The 23,029-nt window shown below is 35.1% G+C and carries 27 protein-coding genes; 16 read left to right on the plus strand and 11 right to left on the minus strand.

Annotation, left to right across the window (positions count from 1 at the left end; all coding sequences use genetic code 11):
• Positions 1-407: 407 nt before the first annotated feature.
• The 3 genes from H9650_RS14180 to H9650_RS14190 all read right to left on the minus strand — a co-directional run bounded on the left by H9650_RS14180 (position 408) and on the right by H9650_RS14190 (position 3,501).
• Positions 408-1,571, minus strand: a complete 1,164-nt coding sequence (locus H9650_RS14180; RefSeq protein ID WP_191697486.1) for a pyridoxal phosphate-dependent aminotransferase — start codon at positions 1,569-1,571, stop codon at positions 408-410.
• A 167-nt stretch (positions 1,572-1,738) separates the two neighbouring features.
• Entirely contained in the window at positions 1,739-2,905 is a 1,167-nt protein-coding gene (locus H9650_RS14185; RefSeq protein ID WP_191697487.1) for a site-specific integrase, read from the minus strand.
• A 65-nt stretch (positions 2,906-2,970) separates the two neighbouring features.
• Positions 2,971-3,501 (minus strand): helix-turn-helix domain-containing protein, encoded by a 531-nt coding sequence (locus tag H9650_RS14190; protein WP_191697488.1) that lies wholly within the window; start codon positions 3,499-3,501, stop codon positions 2,971-2,973.
• A gap of 167 nt (positions 3,502-3,668) precedes the next feature.
• Here H9650_RS14190 and H9650_RS14195 point away from each other — a divergent pair, with 167 nt between their 5' ends.
• From H9650_RS14195 to H9650_RS14210, 4 genes are all read left to right on the plus strand, one after another.
• Complete coding sequence (locus H9650_RS14195) at positions 3,669-3,881, plus strand: helix-turn-helix transcriptional regulator (protein WP_191697489.1); 213 nt, start codon at positions 3,669-3,671, stop codon at positions 3,879-3,881.
• A 22-nt stretch (positions 3,882-3,903) separates the two neighbouring features.
• Positions 3,904-4,167, plus strand: a complete 264-nt coding sequence (locus tag H9650_RS14200; protein ID WP_191697490.1) for a helix-turn-helix domain-containing protein — start codon at positions 3,904-3,906, stop codon at positions 4,165-4,167.
• Positions 4,168-4,364: 197 nt separating this feature from the next.
• A complete protein-coding gene (locus tag H9650_RS20805) occupies positions 4,365-6,683 on the plus strand; it encodes a phage/plasmid primase, P4 family (protein ID WP_191697491.1) in 2,319 nt (772 codons plus the stop codon).
• Positions 6,684-7,026: 343 nt separating this feature from the next.
• A complete protein-coding gene (locus tag H9650_RS14210; protein ID WP_191697492.1) occupies positions 7,027-7,284 on the plus strand; it encodes a hypothetical protein in 258 nt (85 codons plus the stop codon).
• A 363-nt stretch (positions 7,285-7,647) separates the two neighbouring features.
• On the opposite strand, the gene H9650_RS14215 is transcribed toward H9650_RS14210, so the two are convergent.
• Positions 7,648-8,211, minus strand: a complete 564-nt coding sequence (locus H9650_RS14215; protein ID WP_191697493.1) for a recombinase family protein — start codon at positions 8,209-8,211, stop codon at positions 7,648-7,650.
• A gap of 323 nt (positions 8,212-8,534) precedes the next feature.
• On the opposite strand from H9650_RS14215, the gene H9650_RS14220 reads away from it, so the two are divergent.
• The 6 genes from H9650_RS14220 (at position 8,535) to H9650_RS20690 (ending at position 12,208) form a co-directional block, all read left to right on the plus strand.
• A complete protein-coding gene (locus H9650_RS14220; protein WP_191697494.1) occupies positions 8,535-9,194 on the plus strand; it encodes a hypothetical protein in 660 nt (219 codons plus the stop codon).
• A gap of 63 nt (positions 9,195-9,257) precedes the next feature.
• A complete protein-coding gene (locus H9650_RS14225; protein ID WP_191697495.1) occupies positions 9,258-9,575 on the plus strand; it encodes a hypothetical protein in 318 nt (105 codons plus the stop codon).
• Positions 9,565-11,163: a hypothetical protein gene (locus H9650_RS14230; protein ID WP_191697496.1), complete on the plus strand. Its 1,599-nt coding sequence runs from the start codon at positions 9,565-9,567 to the stop codon at positions 11,161-11,163. The genes H9650_RS14225 and H9650_RS14230 overlap by 11 nt, the downstream gene beginning before the upstream one ends.
• The gene (locus H9650_RS14235) at positions 11,160-11,414 is read left to right on the plus strand and encodes a hypothetical protein (protein ID WP_191697497.1); all 255 of its coding nucleotides are present in this window, start codon (positions 11,160-11,162) and stop codon (positions 11,412-11,414) included. The genes H9650_RS14230 and H9650_RS14235 overlap by 4 nt, the downstream gene beginning before the upstream one ends.
• The gene (locus tag H9650_RS14240; RefSeq protein ID WP_191697498.1) at positions 11,407-12,003 is read left to right on the plus strand and encodes a hypothetical protein; all 597 of its coding nucleotides are present in this window, start codon (positions 11,407-11,409) and stop codon (positions 12,001-12,003) included. Before H9650_RS14235 ends, H9650_RS14240 begins: the two co-directional genes overlap by 8 nt.
• Before the next feature lie 79 nt (positions 12,004-12,082).
• Positions 12,083-12,208, plus strand: a complete 126-nt coding sequence (locus tag H9650_RS20690) for a hypothetical protein (protein WP_263619338.1) — start codon at positions 12,083-12,085, stop codon at positions 12,206-12,208.
• 2 nt (positions 12,209-12,210) lie between these two features.
• Here H9650_RS20690 and H9650_RS14245 read toward each other — a convergent pair whose 3' ends face one another.
• The 5 genes from H9650_RS14245 to H9650_RS14265 form a co-directional block, all read right to left on the minus strand.
• On the minus strand, positions 12,211-12,645 hold the full coding sequence (locus H9650_RS14245; RefSeq protein WP_191697499.1) for a hypothetical protein: 435 nt from the start codon (positions 12,643-12,645) through the stop codon (positions 12,211-12,213).
• Positions 12,646-13,076: 431 nt separating this feature from the next.
• The gene (locus H9650_RS14250; protein WP_191697516.1) at positions 13,077-13,613 is read right to left on the minus strand and encodes a hypothetical protein; all 537 of its coding nucleotides are present in this window, start codon (positions 13,611-13,613) and stop codon (positions 13,077-13,079) included.
• A gap of 14 nt (positions 13,614-13,627) precedes the next feature.
• Positions 13,628-14,164, minus strand: coding sequence for a replication-relaxation family protein (locus H9650_RS14255; RefSeq protein WP_263619339.1), 537 nt, complete (start codon positions 14,162-14,164; stop codon positions 13,628-13,630).
• A gap of 4 nt (positions 14,165-14,168) precedes the next feature.
• A complete protein-coding gene (locus H9650_RS14260) occupies positions 14,169-15,473 on the minus strand; it encodes an FtsK/SpoIIIE domain-containing protein (RefSeq protein WP_191697501.1) in 1,305 nt (434 codons plus the stop codon).
• Between the two features lie 197 nt (positions 15,474-15,670).
• The gene (locus H9650_RS14265) at positions 15,671-15,886 is read right to left on the minus strand and encodes a helix-turn-helix transcriptional regulator (RefSeq protein WP_191697502.1); all 216 of its coding nucleotides are present in this window, start codon (positions 15,884-15,886) and stop codon (positions 15,671-15,673) included.
• 290 nt (positions 15,887-16,176) lie between these two features.
• Here H9650_RS14265 and H9650_RS14270 point away from each other — a divergent pair, with 290 nt between their 5' ends.
• From H9650_RS14270 to H9650_RS14295, 6 genes are all read left to right on the plus strand, one after another.
• On the plus strand, positions 16,177-16,473 hold the full coding sequence (locus tag H9650_RS14270) for a hypothetical protein (RefSeq protein ID WP_191697503.1): 297 nt from the start codon (positions 16,177-16,179) through the stop codon (positions 16,471-16,473).
• Positions 16,474-16,597: 124 nt separating this feature from the next.
• Complete coding sequence (locus H9650_RS14275) at positions 16,598-17,578, plus strand: GTP pyrophosphokinase (RefSeq protein WP_191697504.1); 981 nt, start codon at positions 16,598-16,600, stop codon at positions 17,576-17,578.
• A 326-nt stretch (positions 17,579-17,904) separates the two neighbouring features.
• Positions 17,905-18,684, plus strand: coding sequence for a carbon-nitrogen family hydrolase (locus H9650_RS14280; RefSeq protein ID WP_191697505.1), 780 nt, complete (start codon positions 17,905-17,907; stop codon positions 18,682-18,684).
• Positions 18,685-18,766: 82 nt separating this feature from the next.
• Positions 18,767-19,246 (plus strand): PaaI family thioesterase, encoded by a 480-nt coding sequence (locus tag H9650_RS14285; protein ID WP_144536740.1) that lies wholly within the window; start codon positions 18,767-18,769, stop codon positions 19,244-19,246.
• Positions 19,247-19,341: 95 nt separating this feature from the next.
• The gene (locus tag H9650_RS14290) at positions 19,342-20,010 is read left to right on the plus strand and encodes a phospholipid phosphatase (RefSeq protein WP_191697506.1); all 669 of its coding nucleotides are present in this window, start codon (positions 19,342-19,344) and stop codon (positions 20,008-20,010) included.
• Between the two features lie 174 nt (positions 20,011-20,184).
• The gene (locus H9650_RS14295) at positions 20,185-20,745 is read left to right on the plus strand and encodes a sugar O-acetyltransferase (protein ID WP_191697507.1); all 561 of its coding nucleotides are present in this window, start codon (positions 20,185-20,187) and stop codon (positions 20,743-20,745) included.
• Between the two features lie 244 nt (positions 20,746-20,989).
• Here H9650_RS14295 and H9650_RS14300 read toward each other — a convergent pair whose 3' ends face one another.
• Together H9650_RS14300 and H9650_RS14305 are read right to left on the minus strand one after the other, a co-directional pair.
• Positions 20,990-22,267 (minus strand): MFS transporter, encoded by a 1,278-nt coding sequence (locus H9650_RS14300; protein ID WP_191697508.1) that lies wholly within the window; start codon positions 22,265-22,267, stop codon positions 20,990-20,992.
• A 195-nt stretch (positions 22,268-22,462) separates the two neighbouring features.
• Entirely contained in the window at positions 22,463-22,738 is a 276-nt protein-coding gene (locus tag H9650_RS14305) for a hypothetical protein (protein WP_191697509.1), read from the minus strand.
• Positions 22,739-23,029: the final 291 nt, after the last annotated feature.

A 23,029-nucleotide genomic window follows, 5' to 3' on the forward strand; every position in this document is an offset into this window, starting at 1 on the left:
AGGTTAACATATAAAAGAATTCAAATAAACAATAGAATATGACATAAAAAAGACTACTTTTGTAGTCTTTTTTTTATTTTGTTGACTATTTCACTTAAACACACTAATTAATATTGTGATGAGAAAATAAACTAAAATACCAAGTATAAATAGTCCTATAAATTTTTTCATTTAAAGATACCTCCAGAGGATTAATCTTGTTTTTTATTGAACGGACATAAAAAAATTTATCCGGTCATAAAACGTTGCTATCCGGTCATAAATATTTTTATCCGGTCATAAAATCGCGCTATCCGGTCATAAAAATTTTTATGCGGTTATAAAGTCCAGTTATCAATTATTTTCATAGAAAGTAGTGTCTTTTAACTTCACTTAAACATCTTTTAGATGATAACAGTAACTAATTCTTAAAAAAGTTCTAGCTTTTCTATACGGTCAACAGCCTCAATCAGGCGATCCTCATCAACTAAAAGTCCGATGCGTACATAACCTTCCCCGTGTTTACCAAATCCATTGCCAGCAGCGACAGCAACGTCTGCTTTTTCTAGAAGTATGTCAGCAAATTGTTCACTAGTATAGCCATTTGGTACAGGAAGCCATGCAAAGAATGAGCCTTCAGGAGCTTTCACATTCCAACCAATTTTGCGACAAGCCTCTATGAAAGTATTTCTTCTTTTTTCATAGAGTGCCACTAGATCTTCCACGCATTCCTGAGACCCATTTAGTGCTTCTGCTGCTGCAGATTGAACAGCAGGGAAGAGGCTGACAAAAAGATGGTCTTGTATAATATTGATAGCCTCAATCATTTTGGAATTACCTACGGCAAACCCTACGCGCCATCCTGCCATATTATAGGTTTTGGATAGCGTATACATTTCAATTCCGACTTCTTTAGCACCTTTTGCTTGTAAGAAACTAATAGGTTTTTTCCCATCAAAGCCGATGCCTCCGTAAGCAAAATCATGGACAATGGCTATATCATTTTCCTTTGCTAACTCAACAGTTTCTTGGAAAAACTCTAAAGTAGCAGAGGCTCCCGTAGGATTATTAGGATAATTCAAATACATTAGTCTCGCTGCCTCTTTTTGATCCGGGGTAAGCTGCTTGTAATCGGGTAGAAACGCATTTTCTTCTAACAGTGGCATAGTATCAAATTGCACATTTGCTAGTCCTACTCCAGAGAGATAATCTGGATAACCAGGGTCAGGAAGGAGCATTAATTCCTTCTCATTCATCATAGCTAAAGGTAGCTCTACTAAACCTATTTTAGTACCAAAAAGTACGGCTACCTCTTTACTAGGATCTATATTAACGTCATACTCTCGAGAATAAAAATCTACGGCCGCTTGCTTAAGCTCGTTTATACCTCTAAAGGGAGAATATTTATGAGAAAGCGGACTTTGTGCTGCTGTCGATAGCGCTTGTACAATATGGTCAGGTGTCGGCTGGTCAGGGTTTCCTTGTCCGAGATTGATAACATCCCTACCTTCTGCCACAGCCTTCGCTACTTTTTGTACTAATGTTGCAAAAAATTGGGGAGGGAGATTTTTTAAACGATCAGAAAATTCCATGGACAATACCTCTTTTTCTAAATAGTTGCATATATTAGTCATATTTTTTATTCTACCTTAAATACATAGCTTGTCTATACCTTGATATTACTGGGTTTTCTTGCTGATAAATAAGTAAACAAACGACCTATTAAAGAATGACTGAATACCAAATTGAATACCAATCATTAAAAATTGACGTATTTAGCGAATTTTTCAGCAGTATTATCTTTCATTTTTTGAGTTACATGAGTATATACATTCATGGTGGTTTTAATGTCAGTATGGCCAATGCGATCCTGCACATCTTTTAAACTTGCTCCAGCCTCAAACAATAGGGAAGCGTGGGTGTGCCTAAAACCATGAATTGTAATAGGAGGGAACCCATACTTTTTAATTAAGGCTTTTAGCTGGTGATTAGGGTAAACAGTTGAATGGTAATCATTCATTGCTCTTTTATCTGTGGAAGCTAACACAGGTTGATTGTTATTGAATGTTGTATTGATTCCATATGTTAATAACAATTTTGCCTGAGTTTTCTTCCATTTTTCCAGTACGTCAAGTGTTTTATCATCCACACTAATTGTACGCTTGGATTGAGCTGTTTTAGGTGTTTGAACGTATCTAGTCGATTCCTCAGTTTTAGCAAGTGTTTTATTGAACCTAATTGTTTTTTCAATAAAATTAATATCATCCCAAGTCAAAGCTAATACTTCACCTTTTCTTGCACCTGTAAAAGCAAGCAGCCTAAACAGTACATACACTTTCATTTTTTCGTTTTTTTCAATCGTACTTAAAAATTCTTCTAATTGCTGCATGTTATAAAAGTTCTCGACTGGATCTGTATCTACAATTTTCTGCACTGGCTTTGGCATAATAATTTTCTGCATTGGATTATCCGTTATCACTTGAAGTGTGGTTGCGTAATCCAAAACCATTTTTACGTAGTTTCTATAACTCCGATAATTTACGTAGTGTTTGGACCATTCGTTTACTATCTTTTGACAATAAGCAATAGTTATTTTATCGGTAGGTAAGTTTGCAAATTTGGGTAATATCGCTGTTTTGAAATAAGTTACTGTGGTGTTCACTGTTGAAAGTTTTACTGTATGACGATAGTTTTCCAACCACAATTCATATACCTCTCGGAAAAGCATCTTTTTAGACATTTTAAACCCATTAGTTTCTATATTAAGTTCTAACCTCGCTAGTGCGAGTTTTGCTTCTTTTAATGAAGTGAATCCGCGTCTAGTTGTTCTTTTTGGCTTTCCAGTGAGTGGATCAGTACCAAGATATACATTGAACATATAGGCGGTAGCACCGTCTTTTTTTGTGTATTTTTTTATAGTTGTCATTATGAGTCTCCTTGTTGTCCGGGCAAGGGCAATTAAAGGAGTATAGATGTACTAATATAGAAGAATTAATTGTCTTCTCTTAATTCTAATAAACCCATTAAAAAATTATTAAGAGCATATTTTTCGCCCTTTGATAGTTCTTTTCTATCTAAGTAAATCTTATTGTATTTCCCATAAAGATTACCAATATCAATTGAAGTTTTATAGGAGTTGACTTCTTCTTCCAGTCTGGAAATTTGACCTTCTAGTCTAAAAATTTGACGTTCTAACTTATTGATCTTCTCTTGGGATTCGTATTCCTCCCAGCTTTCTTCTCCGGGTTCGGGCCAAGCTTTATACCCAGCTAAATCGAGCATTTCTACCTCCGTATAATCAATTACAAACCCGTCCCCAGTAGGACTAGGTGTAGGTGTTTTTTTACTCATCCCCTTTGCTAATTTCCTTATTGTTTTTTTAGATGGTACTTTCCCATCTTCTATTTGAGATAAATACGGTCTTGAAATATCAGTCATTCTACTTAGTGCGCTTATAGAAAGATTATTTTTGTTTCTGTAATTCTTCAAATAATCACCAACACTTTTAATCTCCTTCTCCATGGAATTCCTCCTTACTTGTTGATTATGTAAGTATTATCTCCATAACTGCAACAAAAATCAACACATTTAAAATTTAATATTGAAAACTGTTGATTTTTGTTTCAGTAATGGGTAAACTGTATATCAAGGGTGAAACTAAAAGTTGCACATAGGAGTTGAGGTGAATAATGATGTTGAAAATATACCCTAAGAGGATAAACATTCGTGTGGCGATGGCTTATAAAGGTTTAAATCAGAAGGAGCTTAGTAAAATCTCTGAGATAAATCCCTCAACTTTTTCAAATTTCATGAATGGTCGATACAGCATTTCCTCGAAAAGCGCAAAAAAAATTGCTCGGACATTAGAAAAACCTGTAAAAGAACTATTTGACTTTAAATAACTTAAAAGGGGGGAATAAATAAGTGTCTATTTTTTCATTGGAAACGGAACGAGAAATGAAAGATGAAATAATCGAACAGATTATGAAGACAGTATCATTTTTAGTAGAAGAAAAAAGTCGAAAGAGGTATTTAAAATTTTCAGAGGCATGTACTTATGCTTCGGTGTCTCCTGGGACATTGCAAAAGTGGGTTGAGAAGTATGGCATGCCCATATCAATCATTGAAGGTAGGAAGATTGTTGATACTCGAGATTTGGATGAATTTATAGCGAAACATAAAATTTAAATTGTTCGGGCAGGGGCAACATTATACATGAATAAAAAAATAAAAAAAACCACTATTCACGGCAATGAATAATGGAGGATTTGAGATTATATTTTATACATTTAATTATAACGAAGGTTTAAAAGAGTTGCAATACAAGGGAAAAAACTTCTATGTGGCTTCCCGTTCTAAATTTTGGGGAGAGTTTAAGAGTTTAAGTGCTTCAACCGAACGACGTCACATTGGAAGGAGTTGTGGATGAATACATGGCAATAACCGAAAAAAGTAAAATACTTTTACCTGTAATGGAAAACATACCAGAGGAATTGAAGCTTCTTCCACAATGGGTAATTTGGAAGGCTATTTTAAACGATAAAAACGAATATACAAAAGTGCCTTTTAGAGCGAACGGGAAAGATGCAGCAGATTCAACGAATAGAAATACATGGGAAACTTTTGCTGATGTTGAGGAAGCTTATTTAAACGGTATTGGTGATGGAATAGGTTTCGTACTTTCTAAGGAAGATCCATATGCGTGTATTGATATTGACGGGATTGAAGATATAGATAATCTTTCTGCACTTAATTTGCAAATCACAAATGCGAGTTACACAGAAATATCTCCGAGCGGTTCGGGACTCCATGTGTGGATTAAAGGATACAAGCATGATAGCCAAAAATTTAAGAACAAAAACACTAAATTAGGCTATGAAATATACGATAGTAAAAGGTTTCTAACACTGACGGGAGAGTCTAAAAACAGTCTGCCGATAAGTGGAGGACCAGAAATTGAAAATTTTATTAATATAGTTTTCAAGCGTGAGGAAAACAAACAGCTACCAACTGTTAGAACAAACGATGTAGAAAACAATTTAACAGAAAGCGATATCATCCGAATTGCAACTAATAGCAAAACAGGAGCTCGCTTTAATTCATGCTTTAGGGGTGGCTGGGAGTCATTATATAGTTCTCAATCAGAAGCGGATTTGGCTTTTTGTAATGACTTAGCATTTTGGACCAATTGTAATTATCAACTTATGGATAGCATTTTCCGTCAATCATCATTGATGCGTGAAAAATGGGGGAGAAGGCAAAACACTTCCACATATGGTGATGAAACTCTAAAAAAAGCAATTAACGAATGCACAAATACTTTTTCTCCAAAAACGAAAGGACACGAAGTAATACTTTCTGATGAAGATTCAAGTTTTCAGGTTAGAGAAACCAACTGGTGGGCAACCAATGCGAATGGAACAAAAACTTTATTGCACAATGTACTAGGCTCTGAAGTGATGAAGGAGTTTTTTCTTGTACGACATCCCAATCCACATAGTGACCTGTATTACTACAACTACAATAAAGGAATTTATGAACAAGACAAATCAGGTCGACAGGTAAGTGCCATCATTCGTAATAAAGATGATTTAAAACGCAATCAAGTAAGAGAGGTGCAGGAATACGTTACCGACATGTCCCCAGTTATAAACAACGCAAATACAAATTATATAGCTGTAGAAAATGGATTGTTGAATCTAAAAACATTTCAGTTAGAACCGTTTTCACCAAAGATCTTTGTTACACAAAAAATCAACACTACGTACAATCCTAATGCAAATGATAGTTTCATAGAAGAAACATTACAAAAGGTCACAAAGGGACACGTACCAAGTTATCAAAACATCTGCGAAATGTTTGCTTGTGTACTTTACCCAGAAATCTTGGTCCCAAAGATGTTTTATTTATATGGAAGGACTGCTCATAACGGAAAATCCAGTGTTTTAAATATGATTTTTGAAACCTTTGATAAAAAAGGTGGACAAATATCAGCAGTATCTCCACAAAAATTAGCGAATAACACATTTGCAGGAGCTGCCATTTACGGAAAGCTTGCGAATATCGTGGACGATCAACCGGATGCTGTAATTGAAGATAGTGGGATGCTCAAGACAATCATAACTGGTGGCCGTATTGAAATTGAGCGAAAGGGGAAGGACAGTGAGAGTGTGAAAATGTCTACTCCATTAATTACTGCAAGTAACTACTTTCCAAATTTCAAAGAATCAGGAAACCAGATAAATAGAAGATTGCACATTATTCCCTTTGAATACAGTTTTACAGAGGATAAGAACTGCGTATCAGACTCAGAAAGCATGCAGCGGATTGCAAGTCAAAGTGGTAGAGAATATGTCTTAAAATTAGCTGTAGATGCTTTAAAACGGATGCTACTGAGTAAAGAAGCGGACAAACTTACGTATAACGAAAAGTCTGTAGAAGTTGGTAAATTGTTTGCAGAACAGAACGATCCATTGAGTGATTATTTCTTTGAATATACAGCTGATTACTTTATTGAACGTCCAGGCTCTTCCGTTATAAACGAATATAACAACTGGTGTACTGAAAATAGTACGCATCCACTTGGTAGAAAACGTTTCAAAGAAGCTGTTTCCAATAAATACGATTTAATTTGGGATTTAAAGAATGTTTATATTAACGGTGGCTGGAAGAGTACTAGGGGTTTCAAAAAGAAAGAAGTGTAATAAAAAACGTGTAATCGTGTAAATGTGTGTACAAAACGTGTATAGCTCAACCTTAGATACACAAGAGTTTTTACTAAAAAATACACGGTTACACGGTTACACAAAATTAAAATCTCTCTATATATCTTGGTATGTCAATATACCTATATATGTAATACGTCATACCAAAATACATTTATATTCTCAAAAACTGTGTAACTGTGTAAAAGAGTAATAAATAATAAAAAAACCCTTATATATCAACGTCTATAACACTTTAAAAAGTGTGTAAAAAGCGTGTAAAAGTGTAATAAAAACGTGTAAAAAGTGTGTAAATCAAAATTAATCTAAAGGAGATAATCATATGCCAAAACTAAAAGGTGTACCAACACTATTAGCAGACATTTATATAGCAGAGGATGGAACATATCACATGAAAGCATGGTGCCCATATTGCGAAAAGTTTCATTCACATGGTGAGGTAGACACAAGCTGGCGTGCAGCACATTGTTTTAAAGGACCACTCAAAAGCAAAGGTTACTATTTAAAGTTAAATCCAGATAATCCAACTAATGTCGAGTTACAAAATGTTTACAAGAAGATGAAACGATTGGAGCGGTAAACAGTAAGGTTTGAGGAAAATTCAACGCAACAAAACGTAACATTTTCACGCTTTCAGGGGGTCAAAATCATCCTTCAAAATTCAGCATGTACCAATTTTCATGGGGGCATATTTATCTCTGAATGTAAAATAGTCTTGACTTATAGGAAAAAGGCTCAAACACTTGGTACACATAAGTTTGTGGGAGATTTTCAGTTAGAGTTTTTTATACATTTTTGTACATTCTAGGGGTTTTCAAGGGGTGGATTAGTTAGGAAGAATTGGTACGATGTCGGATTTTAAGTGGTACATCAACTGCAACGTTCTGGAGGACATGCCCCTCTAAAACTCAGGGGGTAGGCATAAATAAAAAAACACAGCCAATTAAGACTGTGCTTTGAGTTTCTGTTTATGCCTTACCAGTGTAGCTTTACTGATCCCTGTCATTTTCTCTACTTCAGTGTAGGAGTGTTCTTCTAGAAGTTTCATGGCATGACTCATTTGTTTGTTAGTGTACTTCTTTGGTCGACCTTCCTTGAAGTCAGGGTTTTGTTTTGCAAATACTTTACCTTCCGCTAAACGCTCAACAATCATGTCACGTTCAAACTCAGCGAATCCGCTTAGTATAGTTAGTAGTAGGCGACCAGTAGACGTATTCTCGACCACACCCATATTGAGTATATGAACGCGTATGCCATCGTTTAACAGTCGCTTGATTAATCCTATACCATCTTCTGCAGAACGTGCGAAACGGTCTAATTTAGTCACTACAAGGGTGTCTCCATCCTTCAATAAAGATAGTAGCTTTTGAAACTCTGGACGTTCCTTTTTAGTACCAGTGAACTTCTCGGAAAAGATGGTTTGACATCCAGCACCTTCTAGTTTTGTAGTTTGTTCAGATAAATCTTGTGAAGTTCCGCTTACTCGAGCATAGCCGTAAATAGTCATTGTAGTCCTCCTATTATGATTACGAGTTATGAATACGTTTGTAAGGCTATCTTATCACATCACATAATCATAATCAATACTTAACAGTTATGAATACGATAGAAAGTTTGACCAAAAAAATGGTGGAAACTTTCCTGGTATTAGTTATTGAAAGGAATTGATTAAAGAATAGTAGTGGAATCGTCAAAGGGATTGCCTTTAGTTTTTTAACCCCCAAAAGCCCTGCCTTTTAAAACGCTACAACTGCTGTTCAGAAATACGCACAATTTTTTTCAACTCGAGGGGTAATATCTATTTTAAAAATGAAACAAGGAGGTCGGGTGATGCAAGAGAATAAAAATGATGTGATGTGGCGACTGAGTTATTTTGCAAAGGCACTTACACGAGCGAAGCGACTAGAAAGCTTACGTAAAGAATTTCACCAAGAATTATATGATGCTATTACTTATCCTTCCGTTCGCTATGGTGACGATTATCAAAAAGGAAGAAATCCTAATACTGACGCTCAGGCTATACGAATAATTGAATCGAAAGAACGGTATGAACGAAAAATACAAAAGGAATACCAATTAGCTGATATTTGGCAAATGATTTTGACTGAATGGGTAAACGAAATAGAACGATTGTTATTAATTCGGTATTTTAAAAAAGAGAAGCCAGTTAGTTATAGTGTGATAAGAAAAATTATTAAAAGGATAAAACCTAAACTAGATGCATTGGAAATAAAAACGTTAGGGGAACGCAATCAACAAGCATACGGTGAGTTTGAAGAGTTTCGTAGATTAAATGATGATTTGTTTGTAAGTAAAACAAAACTTTCATTTTTGGAGGATTCGACAAAGAAACATCCTGTATTAGTTGATGGTCGATTTGTATTTCTAACGGATGGAGAGTTTGAAAGACATCAGAATAAAGATAAGGAAATGTTGCACCAGGAGATGTTGAATTATCGGAATCGACGAAATGGGGTGTCCGTCATGTAAATCAACTACCAACCATTGCAATAGCCACTAGAATAAAAAAACAAAACGAAAGGAGTGAAATATGTGGAAGAAGTCCATCAATCTAGGGCCATAAAAGTTCTACAAGTAGCAGTTTTGTACGCAGAAGTAGAAAAAAGAAAAGGTAAAGTATCTAAGACTTTTAAAAATAAGTTAGAAGCTACTTTACCGTCACTCGCGGCCATGCTCGATGATGAATATTTATGGCAGCTCGCTCAAAAAACAATTGAAGCTGTTCATCACGCATTGAATTACATCGAATCGGGAGATGATTACGATCTTCAACAAATGATAAAAGCCCATGATGAAGGCGATAAGATTTGTTATGAAGTAATGGAAAGGAGGAATACAAATGGCAATTAATTTAGTCGCTCGCATGAGGGTAGACGATGGACTAACTCAGCCAATGCGACGAATCACTCGCCAACTAGGCGAAACTGAACGTGCAACCACACGATTATCCAGACGTATGGCACAAAATGACACGCAGTTTAATAGATTTCGTAGAACTACTACTGGATTGGTTTCTGGGATAAGTGGTTTGACAAGAGGATTTGGCGGTTTGGTATCTAAAATAAATCCTTTATCCATGGCCTTTACAGGTATCGCTACTGCAGCAACTGGGGCATATGGTGCCGTAAAAATATTCAACGCTACAGTCGGTGAAGCTATGAAAATGGAACAATCGAAAGTAGTTATTGGTGCGATGTTCAACGATAAAGGTGTATCAGATGATTACATGAAGATGATGGACAAAATGGCAATTAAATCACCGATATTTAATTCACAAGACATGTATGACAATTCGAAGATGTATGTTTCACGAACAAAGGACGTAAAGCAATTAGAAAAAATGTGGAAGGTAACGGAACGTTTGGCCGCTGCCAACCCAATGCAAGGGACAGAAGGGGCTGTATTCGCTCTCAATGAATTATTAAGTGGGGACACAGTTTCGATGGTTGATAGATTCGGGCTAGATAAAAATGTTCTTTCAAAAATTAAAAAACTATCCCTCGAAAAACAAATAACTGAGATGGATAAGTATTTAGAAAGAATAGGTTTTACAAATGAATTAATAGAAAAAATGGGTAACACTTCACTGGGCTTGTGGGGGCAAGTTAAAGAACGTTCACAAACTATCCTAAGAACAATGGGTGAACCTGCATTAAAAGCGGTTAGTAAATTTATGAATGATGCACTCACGCGGTTAAGTGATTCAGACATGACCAAATTCGCTAATTGGGGCGGAAAAGTGATTGAAAGAATGGTTAGTGGTCTTTCGAGTAATGCGACTAAATTATACGACTGGTTCGCTAGATTAATGAATGATCCTGAATTTCAAAACAAAAGTACACTAACAGGAAAAATTAACTTTGTTGTGGATGATATAGCTTCCAAGTTGAACAACTGGTACGAAGGTGGCGGTAAACAACAAATTATTGATTTCGGTTCTAATGTAGCACAAGTTATGGTATCTGCAATGGATGCAACAGATGAAGTGTTTGTGTTAGGAGGAAAATTAGGTTCTTCTATTTGGTCAGGAATGATTGATGGAGTTAAAAAATCAGCCACAGAGTCACCTATTGGAAAAGTTTTGAGTTGGTCTTACGGATGGACACCTCAAGAGATGTTGAAGAAATCGTACAATAGAATGCAAGAAGCGCCTTGGTATAACAAATCGTCAAAAAAACCTTCAAGTTCTGGTCCACAGAAATCACATAGCGGTGGATTGGATCGTGTGCCTTATAGTGGTTATCAGGCGACTTTACACCTCAACGAAAAAGTATTAACTGCACAACAAGCAAAAGAGTACCGAGAAGGTAAAAGTGGCAATGGCGGAATTAATATCAATGTTCAAAACATGAACGTACGCGAAGAATCGGACATTAACAAAATTGCAATGGCTCTAGCTAAATTACTTGAAAGTGAAAGGGGTCAGATGGCTACATGACAACGGAACATAGCCAACAGGTTCTAGAACATCTCTTAAATTCGCCAGAAGGTACTGTTTACAGTATTGAAGTAAAAGACTTACAAAGGCTTACAGGACTCTCACAAGGAGCCCTGGAGCGTGCAGTAATAGGGTTATTAGGACAGGGTTACCCCATTACCTCTAAACACTGTAAAATATACGGTTTCAAAAGAATTCAAATGAATCAAAACTATAAAATACAACCTAAAGGGGCATACAGATATGTTTAATGATAAAGAAATTTTAGAAATAGAAAAAAAGGTAAATAAATTTAAATTTGAGTATAACGAAAAACGTGAGAGTGGAGATTATTCGCAAGCGTACCTTTCAACTTTAAAAAGAAAAATGGAAGATGAGTTAAAAAGCGACTTAAAAAAATTCTATGATACTAGTCAAAGTTCAATTGAAAGAGAATTAGGTGAAATAAAAGAAAAATATTTAAAAGAACAGGAAACTTTAAAACCTGATCCTATAAATCTGTTACTTCGTCGCCAAGAATTACAAATGGAAATGGAACTAGCTGACGAACGAGAAATAAAAGAAAAGTTGAATGAGTACAAAAAGACAGCAAAAGGCGATAAGCTAGAACTTGATTTTTTACGTGTGGAAATGCGTAAAAGAAAAATGGAAAGAGAAGAGATTGAACTTAAAGCGTATATGAATGAATATGATGCAGGCGAAGAATGGAGACAGCTTCCAGAGTACAAAGAAAAAGAAGAAAAATACGCACTGATTAGCCAGGTTAAAAGAAGTGGTATGCTTTTCATTGGCAATGAGGATGAACGAAGAACTGTCGGGTTGGATGTAAGCGGATATTAAAAAAAAGAGGTGGGCATAAGCTCACCTTTCTTTGTAAAGAATAAAGATTAATTGATGAATAACTAGAAGGAAGAGAACAATGAAAAATATGCCAAGCATTGAAACACAACACGAAATGGTTAGATTTTTAATGAAATCTGTTATTCCTAGAATGATTAAAGAAAAACGTTTAAAAGATAAGCAGCGAGAAGATAATCAAAAATGATTTTAATTCAAGTGAATCACTTGATCCTGGGAGAAAGACAAGTTACTGATTATTAGTTTCGCGTTGTCTTCATCCAGTGCTGAAGCCGGCATTTTAAAATCAACTTTTATCGTTGTACTCATATTAGGATTTATATCGAAATCCTTTGGTAATGAGAGTTCCGATTTATAAGTATTTCCTCCGCTTTCAATCCTAAAAGTATGATAAACGCTCAGTGATTCATTTGAAGTGTTTTCAATCAAAATATTAAATGTTTGTTTATTATCAGTGATTTCTAAGCTGTCTATGGTTACGTTAGAATCATTAAGTACAGCAGTTTCATATGAAGTTTGAGTAGATTTTGCATCCAATATAACAAAAACAATGATTCCAAAAACAATAACAACCGAAAGGGCAATTGCTATTAAAACTTCCTTATTTTTCAGTTTTTCTTTCAAGTTAAGTGCTCCATCCATTTTTTATTTAAATTTGGGTAAAAAAATAGAACACTAGAACAAATCAAAAGACCGCAGACTTTGACTTGGTATAATGTCCTTTATCAAATAATCTTCCCCCTGAGGAATATCATCGAACGTTAGCACATTAATCATACCACAATTTTCTATTTTTTACAATAATTATAACCTTATAAAAGACCTTTATTTACACCTACTTTCCTCTAGTTTTTTTGACAGTTGAAAATCCTGTCTGTAGAGCAATAAAGTCACGGTTACAAAATTTAAAAATGCTAAAAGCCGAAAAGCGTTGATACTACTCACTGTCTGTAAACAAAAAACAGTGATTGAAAGCAGTGTTTGACAGCAGTGCAATGCACTGGTCTCGTACACTGGTCTCATACACTGTTTTTTTAATCTCTATATTTTTCATTTTAAACGGCTTTACCAAGGCTTCGGAGTATATCTAAAAATAACGGAGACATCTGTATGATGACATAACCTAATCCTGCATTGAAGATAGTTTGCCATGCTTTTTCAGAATTGCCTAGCATGAAAAAGAAGGCGCCACCTAACATGATTACGCTCGCTATTGGAAAACTGATTGCTACCATGATTTGGACTAATGGATCCAATATATTAGCGAGCATATCTAACGAGGCATCTGCAACGAATCCTGTAGGAATGATTTCTGGCGAAGCTGTTATATTTAGTGGAAGTGTGGAGCTTTGCGCAAGTATATTAACGGGTTCTACTACTGGTGAAATAACTGGTGCGGATGTGGGGATTATATTTGCGGTATTTGCTTCAGACATACGGTTTAAGATTAGTCCTATACTTGCAGCCGCTGGTATAACTGCAGCTACCATTACGGTCTTTTTCGTTGCATAAGCATCTCCTGGCACTCGATGACTAAAATCAGTGTACTCAGATTCAGGAACTACCTCGATTTTTTGATTGCGTTTAAACACTCATTTTCCTCCTTTTATTTGATTTCATTAATCGTATAGACTTTTACACTAGGCAACTCTTTACACGCTTCTATGAGCTGATTTCGCCTTAATTCTGATGTGGTAAGCCATATAACAGTAGGGAAATGCTTTAATTTTTCAGCTAACAGGCCATTTCTGTACAATTCTATATAACGTGCGATTTTTGTGCGGTTTTCTGACATCGGTTGAGTGTGATCCACTTCTAAAAAGTGATATCTAAAGTTTTTCATGAATAAAGAATCACAAATGATTGTTGCTTTGCTGTCCGAGACTTTAACTTCGTTCCGCCAATCAGAAGGACAACCGTAAAACAGCCAAAATTCATTCCTCATAATCGTGTGTTCAACATGGCCACTTTTCTTACGTACTTTCTTGCAATCTACATAGGCCCTACCAGTAGCGTTTAAATAGTAAATAAAATGGTGTCCATTTCGTACATGCGATAGATAGTCAGTTAAAGCAGTGATAACCCTATTCGTATTGCGTTTAGTCCCTAATTTGAAGTAACGGCTCAATTGATCGCGTGTCATGAAATCAAACTTCTTCAATAATAATAGAATCGATTCCTCGCGACTGTTCAATTTCCGCTTTTTCAAGAACTATTTCCTCCTTTTTCTCGACGATATAAGGAGATATAGCTTTTTGTATGATTTCTGAAGTAATTAGAGGGGTTTGTAGTATTTCTTTCTTATCTGCTGTTTGGTAGATAGCCCTACCTTTTATTTGTGGAAGTAACTCTGCGCCGGCTTCGTCTAATACAACTCTGGAAGCCACAGACGACTGTACACGAAACGATAGTTTAGCATCGCTATTCTGCTTGCATTGTCGAGGAATCACATCACCAGTAGGGTATTGGGTGGCCAAAATCTGTCTGAAGCCTAAACCCCTACCTAATCGGCTTATTTGACTCATTAGCTTCTGACATTCTTCTTTTAACTTTTTATCTGGAGCACCGACCGCTTCTGAAGGGTTTAACTCCCCGACTTCATCAATAATCACGAAATAACGCTCTTTTATACCAGCTTCTTGGACATTCTTTTTTCCAAGTGTTTTAAGACGCGTCTGAATGACTCTCATTTGGTCGTAAGCCATTTGTAACGTAGTTAAAGCGTCTACAGGCTCGTATGCGATGCTTAATGTCTGTTTAATGGATTCATAGTCACATAACTCTACACCGCCCTTTAAGTCGATTAAATAGAACTTAACGTTATCCGGTTGTGTCTCTATTAAGCTTGTAATCAGTAAATTGATAAATGTAGATTTTCCATACCCTGACGATCCACCAGTTAAGAGGTGTGGTATTTGTTCAAAGTCGTGGTATCTGAAAGTATTTTTATCACGTGTAATTCCCACAGGAACACTCCAATTGAAACCGGTATGAAACGGTACTTGTAACGGTAACGGCTCGTTATACACGCGTATTTTAAGCAATCCATCGAATACTATTTCAATTTCTTTCCGTTCGGTTAGCTTGTTGGTCCATATTCCTTTTAGATTGTCGATAATGTTGGCATCAAGCTGCAACGATTTTAAATCAGCAAAGGTAATCCGCTGGCGCCGATTATTTAAACCGTCCTCTAATACACGATGTTTAGCCAGGTAGTCATCATAACTACGTCCTAATGGAATCCGATAGGAATATTCCATCCCCCAACCATACTGCTTTTTGCGTATCAACTGAGTAGTCAAAGTGTCCTTACCATCTTTCACATTTAAACCAGATAAGGAAATGATTCTTTGGATTTTCCCACTGTCATTTGTTGCTATGCCATTCTTTTTAATAGCTGCTTTAATTGCTATCCCGCCCATAATTGAAGTAGTTAAAATTTCAAAAATCATTGGACGGCACCGCCTTTAACCTCAAAACGCCACAGGGTTCTATTTAGTATAAATAGTTGTGGTAAGTGGGAAGGTTTTAAATTGCAAGTAAACCTTTGATACGTAAGGAAAAAGAAACGTCCCACTTGATGTCTTAGGTGAGACTTTAAATGGGACGTTAAATGGGTAGTTAATAAACTCAATCATTTTCCTCCCTTTTAGATTTTTTCTCCATCATTCAAAAAGAAAAATCCTTCATACTTCACATCCAAAACTTCTGCAATTTTTCGTAGATCTTGCTCAGTAAAATTATCATTTTTAATTTTTACACTAAGGTTTTGTCTCGATTGCCCAAGTTTTTCAGCAAGACTTTTTATAGACATCTCCTTCCTGCCTAATAAAATTTTAAGTTTTTCGCCCATAGTAAGTGTCATTTAAATCAATCCTTTCTATGGACAGTATACATAAAATATATTGACGAATGCAAATAAATTTATTTACAAGTCAATTAATTAGTTGACACACATTAGGTTATGTATTAAAGTGTCAATATAGAACTTGACAGGGAGGAAAAAAATGAAAAAAATAAATCATTATTTTTTCGGTGAAGAACTTGTCCACTGGTCAGATGCATGTTGGTTTTATGGAATACAAGCCCTATGTATAGCGATAACAACGATATTGATGTTTAGGAATTAATGGAAAAAGAGGAGGAAGTGGAAAAATGGATAACGAAATAAAAGTTAACTCAGAATTATTAATGGAAAGTGTTTTGGACTTAGATATGAATATAGGGAGTATTACATGTATGGTTGAAAATTTAGAAGGAATGTATGCGTTGTTAAGTGATTTAAACGAGGGTATGACTACAATTCATTCACCTTATGCAGAAGGTTTCCAAATACGAATACAAGCAATCTTAAATCTACTTTCTTATTCATATAAAGACTTGGATAAAACAGTAGATGCAATGTCAAAAAATTATAATACTCTTCATCAATTGATCATTAAAGAAAAATAAAAGAATGATATTTATAGATGTAGTGTAATTGCTGCATCTTTTTTCATCGTTATTACATTACAATTCTTCGAAGATGGCCGATATAAATAATAACAATTAGGAGTGTTAATTTGGAGGGGTAACTTTGAAGGAAGAAAAAAGTGTTTTAACTGAATATGAGTCTTTAATACCTAAATATAAAAAATTAGGAATAAACTTAAAGCAAGCCATTGAGATGCTTTTAGTTGAAAAAAATATTCAATTTTTAAAAGTATATTATAGAATCAAGGGATCAAACTCGTTTTCAGAAAAAATTACAAGAAAAAATTTTACTAAACCTTTTGAAGAGATTGAGGATATTTGTGGGATTAGAATAATTTGTTATTATCAAAGTGATATTGATAAAATTTGTGAAATAATAAGACGTGAGTTTGAAGTGTTGTCTTCTCAAGACAAGGAAGAATTGCTAAATGCAGATCAATTTGGATATAGATCTCATCACTTTATAGTAAAAATAAAGCAAGAATGGTTGGCTACACCTCATTACAGAGGACTTTCTGACTTAAAAGCAGAAATACAAATTAGAACGAACTTAATGCACACTTGGGCTGAAATTGAGCATGAACTAGGGTATAAAAAAGAAGAAGATATTCCATTGGAATTTAGAAGGAAATTCTCTAGATTAAGTGCCAAATTAGAAGAAGCTGATGAACAATTTGAGGAATTAAAGCATAAAATTACCGAATATAGGGAGCAAAACCCGAAGAACTTCTCCTCCGAATATAGTGATGAAATAAATATAGATATTTTACTTACATTTTTAGATGAGTATTTTCCAGACAGGGCAAAAGGTAAAAGGGATGCAAGTATCCTTTTATCAGAGCTAAACAAGTACAATATTAGCATTCCTAAACTAATTGAATACTACGATAAGTGCAAAGAAATATTACCCGAGTTAGAAAAAGCAGAAAATGAATTATTTGACTCTTCATTTAGATGGGCACAATCCGGGATAGTAAGAGCAATTCTAGCTCTAACGGTAGATGACTATTTAAAAGAAATGGAAATGCCAGAGAATCTTTACGATTTAAATATGACTTTTAAAAGCAAAATAATAACTGAATAAAAAATACTTAATATTAGTTACCCCTTTTCTTATACGATACTTCTAAAGAGACCACCATTTGAGTGGTCTTTTATTATTTTGTTATTTTTTTACATTCATTTAATGCTGTACTTTTATAATATAATTGCCCTTGCCCGATTATTGAATACCATTTGAATACCAAACGCTTTAAAAACATTGAACCATATTTTATTTTACTTAATGAAATTCCCTTGTTTTACGCTGTTTTGAGGCTTATTTATAAACATTTTAAACCGTCTAAATAGTTGCATATATTAGTCAAATCTTATAATCTTTTTAGTATTATGTCTATAGGTGGTGGCGAAATGAAAATAGCTTGTGTTCAGTTAGATATAGAGTTTGGTAATCCAAAAGAAAATTTTAAAAGAGTAGAAAAGAAAATTAGAGAAGCAGCTCTACAAGGAGCAAATCTTATAGTTTTGCCGGAGATGTGGAACACGGGATATGATTTAACGAGATTAGAAGATATAGCAGATGATAAAGGAGTAAAGACGAAGGAATTTCTAGTTAAACTTGCGAAAGAATTACATACACATATAGTGGGTGGCTCGGTTTCGACGAAAAAAAAGGACTCCTTTTACAATACCATGTATATCGTAAACCATTCGGGAGAGCTAATCGCTGAGTACGACAAGGCCCATTTATTTAAGCTAATGGATGAGCATTTATATTTAAAAGCTGGAGACAGTAAGAATATTTTTATGTTGGATGAAGTGACGATGGGAGGCGTTATTTGTTATGATTTACGCTTTCCGGAATGGTTTCGTGCTCACTCATTGAATGGTGCCAAAATAATTTTTGTTCCTGCTCAATGGCCCTCAGCACGTATAGACCATTGGAAAATACTTTTACAGGCAAGAGCTATTGAAAATCAATGCTATATAGTTGCAGTAAATCGAGTAGGAGAAGATCCGAACAATCAGTTCAATGGAAACTCGATGGTAATTGCTCCATGGGGAGATATAGTTTGGGTAGGAAACGAGGAAGAAACTATTGGATTAGTAGATATTGACTTAAATCTAGTAGAAGAAGTAAGAGGTAGAATTCCTGTATTTCAAGATAGAAGAGAATCATTATATAAATAATAATATTTCTTTCTAAAAAACTATTTAATTCAGTTGACGTTTAATTGGCTTTTTTGTATGGTTTTGTAAAGGGGGAGAAATAATGACAGAACATAAACTGGCAATACAGGATGAATATCCAGATGACTTTGCTTGGTGCTATGGATGCGGTCGTTTAAATGAAGAGGGGTATCATTTAAAGACTTATTGGAATGGAGACAAAACAGAAACTGTTTATCATCCAAGAGAAGAGCATATTGCAATTCCTGGCTTTGTATACGGTGGATTAATTGGAGCAATAGTGGATTGTCATGGAACTGGTTCGGCAGCACTTGCACTTCACCGAAAAAATGGTTTTGAGCCTGGCAGTGGAGAAACACCTCCACGATTTGTCACAGGGTCCCTCCATGTCGATTTTCTTAAGCCTACGCCTCAAAAGGTCGAACTAAAAGCGATAGGTACGGTGGAAGAGATTCATCCGAAAAAATGGAAGGTAACTTCAGAAGTCTACGCAGGAGATACGCTTTGCGCTAAAGGGGAAGTCATCGCTGTAGTTATGCCTGCAACATTTACAAATAAATAATAACTTTAACACAGGAGACTTTTTCCTGTGTTTTTATTTTATAAGATTATACCCTTTCTTTTATGGGGAAAGAAGAAATAAAGGAGGGAAATGGAATGGATACTTTTCTATATTTATTTTTCACAGGCTCCTATATAGCATTGCTTATTTGGGGCTTAATCGGAATAAGGAAGCAGGATTTACCACAGTGGACTAGTTTTATTTATCTTATAATATTAGCTCTCATTTATGACAATGGAATTATCGCTTTTGGTAAATGGATTGGTGAGGGAGAGTTGCTAGAGACATTGAATCTGTTAAGGTTTTGGACACATGCTTTTTTAACACCTTTACTTGTTTTATTTGCTACAGGTACGTTGAAGGAAAGTGGGATAGTATGGGCTCAGAAAAAATGGGTGTCCATAGTAGGTATTATTTATACGGTAATTTTAATAGGTATAGAAGTGTGGTTGGAAGTCTCTCAACTTACATTAAAAGCTGCTGAGGAATATGGTGTTCTTAGATATGTTTCCACCAAGGAAGCTTCTGGGCCTCCAGTTATGATTCTCCTTGTAACACTAGTATTGATTGTGGCCAGTGCTATTCTTTGGAAGAAAACAAAGTGGGCTGTATTCTTTATAGGTGCAATCGTGATGACCATAGGAAGCGCGGTACCAATAAATGTAGATAGCGGGGCTGTGACAAATGCTTTTGAATTGTTCTTATTATTTACCCTTGTTTGGACAAAAAGAAGGCTAATTAAAGATAAACTACGCGTTTATTAAAAAATGCTAAAGCATAAAACAAGGAAATAGGATATCTTTAACATCCTTTTTTACGTGTAAATTTAAATATTAATAAGTGATAAGTAAGTATTACTTTGGGAGTTATACTTTTAATGTAATAATAAATCTATTGGTAAAATAAGTTTTAACTCAGAGCAGAAAAGAGGATATAAAATGAAAACTGAAAAAGAAAAAATGCTGTGCGGTGAAATGTATAATCCCGCTGACCCTGAATTAGTATTGGACCGAGAAAATGCTAGACGAAAAGTAAGGATTTACAATCAGACATTAGAAAGTGAGGGACAAAAACGCGTTGAATTATTAAAAGATTTATTAGGTTCAACTGGAGAATTAGTCTATATGGAACCAAATATCAGATTTGATTATGGCTATAATACATATGTTGGTGAAAACTTTTTTGCAAATTTTGACTGTACCATTTTAGATGTTTGTGAAGTTCGCTTTGGAGATAACTGCATGCTTGGACCTAGCGTGCAAATATACACAGCTACACACCCAATCACCCCCATGGAGCGTAACTCAGGAAAGGAATACGCAAAGCCTATAATAATTGGGAACAATGTGTGGATTGGTGGTAACGCAGTTATAAATCCAGGTGTTTGTATAGGAGATAATGCTATCATTGCTTCAGGAGCAGTCGTAATAAAAAATGTGCCCGCAAATGTGGTTGTAGGTGGAAATCCAGCAAAAATAATTAAAGAAATTGAAGTGTAGAGGAATAGGTCCTGTTTAAGTTTAAAACTCACTTATGATACTTACATATAACTGTTTAAAAATTATTAAACTATCCTGAGGCAAGAAAATAGCTACATGCAAGAATGTTGTCCGATCGACTTTCTTGCATGTAGCTAAATAGTTACCCTCACAGACGAGCTTTTTTTGCTGAGAAAGCATTGTCTTAGAGAAAGTTCCCTTTTCCCTCCATAGTCCTTAGCGAATATTCACCACTAATTAAAAATTAGACAGCATCAACTGGCACTGGCTTTGGTGCTTTATCTGGTTCAGGTACTCTAATCAACACTATTATTCCAATAATAAACAAGATGATTAAACTAAACACACCATACGATGATTTGCCTGTAATTTGTGTAGTTAGACCAATTAAAAGAGGGCCCATTATGGAAGCAAATTTACCAAAAATATTATAGAAACCGAAAAACTCATTTGAATTTTCCTTCGGTATAAGTTTGCCGAAGTACGATCTACTTAATGCTTGTATTCCACCCTGAGAAGTTGCTACGAGCATTGCTAAAATCCAGAAATCTGCAATAGTTTCTAAGAAAAATGCATAAGTACATACAATTATATAAACAAAAATTCCGACATATAGCATTTTCTTTTCTGAAAATCTTGCAGCTAGTTTACCATATAAAATTGCAAAAGGGGCAGCTACAACCTGTGTAACAAATAAGACGATGATTAAATCCGTAGCCTGTAAGCCCAAGTCAGTGCCATAGGCAGTGGACATTGCGATAATAGTTCCTACACCATCAATATAGAAGAAATAGGCTATTAAAAATAGAAATAAAGCTCGATACTGACGTATTTCTATTATAGTTTTTCCAAGTCTTTTAAAGCTTTGAGCGACAGGATTTTTTTCACGCTCAATATAATGAATTTGTTTTACATTTCTAAACATCGGAATAGCAAAAATAATCCACCAAGCGGCTGTAATTAGAAATGCAATTCGGCTTGCGTTTATTTCAGATAGAGGGATTTTTTCTGCCCCAGCCAACAAAATAATAACCATACTAATTAAAAAAGGAATCGCACTACCAATATACCCTAGTCCGTATCCTCTCGAGGAAACACGAGACATTCGTTCATTTGTTGTAACGTCAATAATAAAGCCATCATAGAAAACATTCGCACCAGTTGCACCAAGAGCTGCAAAAGTATAGCATATCAAAAATAGATACCATTTATCATAAGGGATGAAAGCTAGTAAAGCAGTAGCAGCTACTCCTAAAAAGAAAAAGAAAAAGAAAAATTTCTTTTTATATCCTTTATAATCGGCGATGGTTCCAAGGATTGGCCCTATCATTGCTAATATAAATGTAAAAATGGCAATAGTGTAACTGAGATAAACTGTAGAATCATTCGTATCTACGCCGGCAGCTGTTGCCGACCCTTTGTAAAAAATAGGAAAAATAGCAGTTGTAATTATTATAGAATATGCAGAGCTTCCCCAATCATAAAGAGCCCAACTATTTTCTTCCTTTGTAAACTTTTTCATATATAATGATTCCCCCTTTCCATCTGATAATATTGTACATGATTTATAACAAACTATGTAAAAAAAACTGAAATATTACATATCTTTTACGTTCTATTAGATAGTAATGAGAAGCTTAAGAGATTAGAGAAAGAGTTGTGAATAATTACGGGAAAAAAGAGAGGAAAGGGCTTGAGATGCCCTATAGAAGGAGGTTTATTTTAGTTTTGAAGCAATTTCTGATACAACAAAAGCTAGGTGGTCATTTCCAAAAAGCTGCAATACTTGTATAACAGTCTCGGTATCTACTTCTAAAACATTTTTTTCCGTTTCTTCTATTGCACTTGCTAAAGCGTCGTTTGTTTTTTGATCTGGATATGCTGTTTGATATAATGCAAAAGGGTCTAAGTCATGATTGATACACCATTGGGCATACAATTGAATCATTATATTTTCATCCTGTTCGTACTGCTCTATCACATTGTTTTTCATATTAACTCCTTTGTAAGAAGGCAATTTATCGCATTCTAATTTTGTATTCTCTATATAGCAACTAGTTCACTAATTTCAAGTCGTACTCTAAGTATATTACTTTTTCCCATTGGAGTCTTTATAGATTTGAAGAAAGTCACGAGTTAGCTGCTCTTTGAACACGTTGTATTCAGCCTAATATAAAAGCTCGAAGTAAAAGAAGCTATCATAATATGGCACTGACTAACGTTTTTGAGACAGGAATAAAACACCCTATTATGCAGCCGATTGACGGTATTGAACCGGCGATTG

It is taken from the genome of Psychrobacillus faecigallinarum (assembly GCF_014836595.1).
In the GTDB taxonomy this organism is placed as follows: domain Bacteria; phylum Bacillota; class Bacilli; order Bacillales_A; family Planococcaceae; genus Psychrobacillus; species Psychrobacillus faecigallinarum.

Coding starts and splice junctions, on each gene's coding strand:
- H9650_RS14190 (WP_191697488.1), bottom strand. CDS start 3,501: ATGGAGAAGGAGATTAAAAGTGTTGGTGATTATTTGAAGAATTACAGA.
- H9650_RS14195 (WP_191697489.1), top strand. CDS start 3,669: ATGATGTTGAAAATATACCCTAAGAGGATAAACATTCGTGTGGCGATG.
- H9650_RS14270 (WP_191697503.1), top strand. CDS start 16,177: ATGGATAACGAAATAAAAGTTAACTCAGAATTATTAATGGAAAGTGTT.
- H9650_RS20690 (WP_263619338.1), top strand. CDS start 12,083: ATGAAAAATATGCCAAGCATTGAAACACAACACGAAATGGTTAGATTT.
- H9650_RS14185 (WP_191697487.1), bottom strand. CDS start 2,905: ATGACAACTATAAAAAAATACACAAAAAAAGACGGTGCTACCGCCTAT.
- H9650_RS14210 (WP_191697492.1), top strand. CDS start 7,027: ATGCCAAAACTAAAAGGTGTACCAACACTATTAGCAGACATTTATATA.
- H9650_RS14280 (WP_191697505.1), top strand. CDS start 17,905: ATGAAAATAGCTTGTGTTCAGTTAGATATAGAGTTTGGTAATCCAAAA.
- H9650_RS14265 (WP_191697502.1), bottom strand. CDS start 15,886: ATGACACTTACTATGGGCGAAAAACTTAAAATTTTATTAGGCAGGAAG.
- H9650_RS14220 (WP_191697494.1), top strand. CDS start 8,535: ATGCAAGAGAATAAAAATGATGTGATGTGGCGACTGAGTTATTTTGCA.
- H9650_RS14260 (WP_191697501.1), bottom strand. CDS start 15,473: ATGATTTTTGAAATTTTAACTACTTCAATTATGGGCGGGATAGCAATT.
- H9650_RS14215 (WP_191697493.1), bottom strand. CDS start 8,211: ATGACTATTTACGGCTATGCTCGAGTAAGCGGAACTTCACAAGATTTA.
- H9650_RS14235 (WP_191697497.1), top strand. CDS start 11,160: ATGACAACGGAACATAGCCAACAGGTTCTAGAACATCTCTTAAATTCG.
- H9650_RS14285 (WP_144536740.1), top strand. CDS start 18,767: ATGACAGAACATAAACTGGCAATACAGGATGAATATCCAGATGACTTT.
- H9650_RS14180 (WP_191697486.1), bottom strand. CDS start 1,571: ATGGAATTTTCTGATCGTTTAAAAAATCTCCCTCCCCAATTTTTTGCA.
- H9650_RS14240 (WP_191697498.1), top strand. CDS start 11,407: ATGTTTAATGATAAAGAAATTTTAGAAATAGAAAAAAAGGTAAATAAA.
- H9650_RS14290 (WP_191697506.1), top strand. CDS start 19,342: ATGGATACTTTTCTATATTTATTTTTCACAGGCTCCTATATAGCATTG.
- H9650_RS14255 (WP_263619339.1), bottom strand. CDS start 14,164: ATGACACGCGATCAATTGAGCCGTTACTTCAAATTAGGGACTAAACGC.
- H9650_RS14295 (WP_191697507.1), top strand. CDS start 20,185: ATGAAAACTGAAAAAGAAAAAATGCTGTGCGGTGAAATGTATAATCCC.
- H9650_RS14300 (WP_191697508.1), bottom strand. CDS start 22,267: ATGAAAAAGTTTACAAAGGAAGAAAATAGTTGGGCTCTTTATGATTGG.
- H9650_RS14305 (WP_191697509.1), bottom strand. CDS start 22,738: ATGAAAAACAATGTGATAGAGCAGTACGAACAGGATGAAAATATAATG.
- H9650_RS14230 (WP_191697496.1), top strand. CDS start 9,565: ATGGCAATTAATTTAGTCGCTCGCATGAGGGTAGACGATGGACTAACT.